Source organism: Acinetobacter sp. AOR43_HL, from assembly GCF_027854635.1.
Classification (GTDB): Bacteria; Pseudomonadota; Gammaproteobacteria; order Pseudomonadales; family Moraxellaceae; genus Acinetobacter; species Acinetobacter pittii.
Genome location: NZ_JAKTHX010000003.1, coordinates 1 through 2,710 on the forward strand (window position 1 = coordinate 1; position 2,710 = coordinate 2,710).

Below are 2,710 nucleotides of genomic sequence, written 5' to 3' on the forward strand. Positions count from 1 at the left end.
CTGAATATCGTCGCCAATGGCGTAAATTACATATGGGTATAGATGCTAAAACCTTACAAATACGCGCTGTTCAGCTCACAACCAACAATGTGAGTGATTCACAGGTACTTGGTGATTTACTCGATCAGATTCCACAAGATGAGAGAGTTGACTCCGTCTATACCGATGGAGCTTATGATACCAAACAGTGCCGACAGGTCATTGCGGATCGGCAAGCACATGCAGTGATTCCACCAAGAAAAAATGCGAAGCCATGGAAAGATAAAAAGATGAGCTCGCTAGAACGCAATGAGTTGCTTCGAACAGTTAAACGTTTAGGAAGAACTATTTGGAAGAAATGGTCAGGCTATCATCGGCGAAGTTTGGTTGAAACCAAGATGCATTGCATCAAATTATTGGGGGATAAACTCAGTGCGAGAAATTTTCAAAGCCAAGTCAATGAGATTCATGCACGTATGGCAGTATTAAATAAATTTACGGACTTAGGCAGACCACATACCCGAGTTGTCACTTAAATTTGAGTAGATATGAGAAGTCTTAACTTTTAAATCTTTGTGCAACAAAGCCTAGAGCAAGAAAAAATTAGACAGCAAGCTAATTTACTTTCTAATATTTCATTGAAAGCAAAGCTTGGACATAATTTGGGTGGAGGTTATGGCAAATTTTTGTACCAACAAGATTTTAATGATAGGGATATGTCATCTAAATACTTTGAGAAAGAAATCAAATCAGGAAGAAAACACATCCATGCTATTGCTCCAGGAATGTACTGTATCAATCGTGCATGTAGTATGAGAATTGGTATAGAATTTCCTGAATGTGTAGATTGTGATTGGTCAATTATTGAAAGTACAGCTTATGCTCAAGCTGTAAGACAAGAAAGTATAAACATATTAGAGGTTCTAAGCATTGAAGGACAGTTATCCGATGACATTTACGAATTTCACAAAATACGCATCCAAGCTGCTGAAAAAATAATGCAGAGTATGAACTTAAACTTTGAACCTTATAAAATTATGACAGTCCCGAGAGATCAACTTTAATAGGTATTTTTATATGGCAAAGATTAGAAATCCCGAAGTTACTAGACAACAATTACTTGATGCTCTTGAACGATTAGAAAAAGGACAACCTGAACGTTTAACAGGTCGATTTAAACTAAATATTAAAGGCACTGTTGCAAATAGGGATCTGAGTCGATGATTTTCCCTTCAAAAAAGCTTAGAGACCGAAAACTCTATTTACTAGCCAAACTTCTCCTAGAATATTACCGTTATAAAATAATGAAGCTTGTCCTTTGCGTAGAGCACGCATAACCTCAATACCTTTAATTGTGGCATAAGCCGTTTTCATAGACTTGAATCCCAACGTAGCCTTGATGATTCGTTTGAGCTTGCCATGATCACTGAACCGTACCGGGTTTGTCGGAGAGTCAATATTCTGAGAGACTATCCCGATGACAAAATTAAAATATACCCCTGAAATCAGAGAAAGAGCGGTTCAATTATTGATTGAATCTGAAAAAGATTATCCATCGAATTGGGCTGCGATCACCGCTATTGCTCCCAAGATAGGTTGTACTCCTGAAACACTACGTGTTTGGTATCAAAAATATTTAGATAAACTAAATCCAGTTAAAGTACAGCAGCTTTCAGATCAAGAACGTATTAAACAACTCGAACGTGAAAATAAAGAACTGCAACGCGCCAATGAGATTCTACGTAAAGCAGCCGCTTTTTTCGCCCAGGCGGAGCTCGACCGCCCACACAAATAATGGTGGATTTTATCCATAATAATAAAGAGCTGTACGGAGTCGAGGCGATTTGTAGAATTTTACCGATCGCACCCTCAACCTATTACCGGACTCTAGATCTCTGCGAAAATCCAGAACATCGAGCAAAGCGAGATTTACATGACTTGCATCATGCTGAGGAGATTAAACGAATTTGGAAGGAAAGTTCAGGTCGGTATGGTGTACGTAAAGTCTGGCAAAAACTGAAACGTGAAGGCTATATTATTGCACGCTGTACTGTTGCTCGATTAATGAAAAAGCTAGGTATACAAGGTGTTTGGCGAGGTAAGAACAAACAAACCACCCGTAGCCGAGATGACCAAAAACGAGCAGATGATTTAGTGAAACGTAATTTTACTGCTGATCATCCTGACCAACTGTGGGTCAGTGACTTTACGTATATTCAAACTCATTCAGGCTGGGTCTATACCGCCTTTATTATTGATGTGTTCTCACGAGCAATTGTTGGCTGGAAAGTATCTACACGAATGAATACAGATATGGTGCTCGATGCATTAGAGCAAGCATTGCATGATCGAGGCATGCCAAAGAATGTGATTCATCATTCCGACAGAGGTGTGCAATATCTTTCCATTCGTTATACCCATCGTTTAGAAGCAGCAAATTTACGAGCATCAGTCGGTACGACTGGTGATTCATACGATAATGCTTTGGCTGAAACGGTGAATGGCTTATACAAAACAGAGGTGATTGAATATCTAAAAGCAGATTGGCAAGGTTTAGCAGATGTACAACTTGCGACACTAAACTGGGTAGATTGGTTCAATAAAAAGCGTGTACACAGTGCACTGGGTTATGTATCGCCTTTTGAGTTTGAAGCAATGTACTATGATAAGATTAACCCGTTAGGTCAGGTGGCCTAACTTAAATAAAAAAGTCTCCGACAAACCCGGTACG

At 39.2% G+C, this 2,710-nt stretch carries 3 protein-coding genes, 2 pseudogenes and 1 other annotated feature; of the genes and pseudogenes, 4 read left to right on the forward strand and 1 reads right to left on the reverse strand.

The window, feature by feature from the left end; genetic code table 11:
* From MKL33_RS01885 to MKL33_RS01895, 3 genes and pseudogenes are all read left to right on the forward strand, one after another.
* A pseudogene (locus MKL33_RS01885) lies at nt 1-515 on the forward strand (IS5-like element ISAba13 family transposase); the annotation flags it as partial.
* 39 nt (nt 516-554) lie between these two features.
* Nucleotides 555-1,043 carry a hypothetical protein gene (locus MKL33_RS01890; RefSeq protein WP_049065942.1) on the forward strand — a complete coding sequence of 163 codons (489 nt, stop codon included), beginning with the start codon at nt 555-557 and terminating at the stop codon, nt 1,041-1,043.
* A 13-nt stretch (nt 1,044-1,056) separates the two neighbouring features.
* A complete protein-coding gene (locus MKL33_RS01895) occupies nt 1,057-1,203 on the forward strand; it encodes a hypothetical protein (RefSeq protein ID WP_160310229.1) in 147 nt (48 codons plus the stop codon).
* 18 nt (nt 1,204-1,221) lie between these two features.
* Here the strand turns inward: MKL33_RS01895 and MKL33_RS01900 are convergent.
* Nucleotides 1,222-1,422 (reverse strand): annotated as a pseudogene (locus MKL33_RS01900) (DDE-type integrase/transposase/recombinase); the annotation flags it as partial.
* A gap of 34 nt (nt 1,423-1,456) precedes the next feature.
* Here MKL33_RS01900 and MKL33_RS01905 point away from each other — a divergent pair.
* Nucleotides 1,457-2,676 (forward strand): IS3 family transposase gene (locus MKL33_RS01905; RefSeq protein ID WP_103270969.1). Its coding sequence is split into 2 segments (ribosomal slippage): nt 1,457-1,733 and nt 1,733-2,676, totalling 1,221 coding nucleotides; the frame shifts between segments, so codons are not numbered across the junction.
* Nucleotides 1,732-1,848: a sequence feature (AL1L pseudoknot), on the forward strand. It overlaps the preceding gene by 117 nt.
* Nucleotides 2,677-2,710 lie beyond the last annotated feature (34 nt).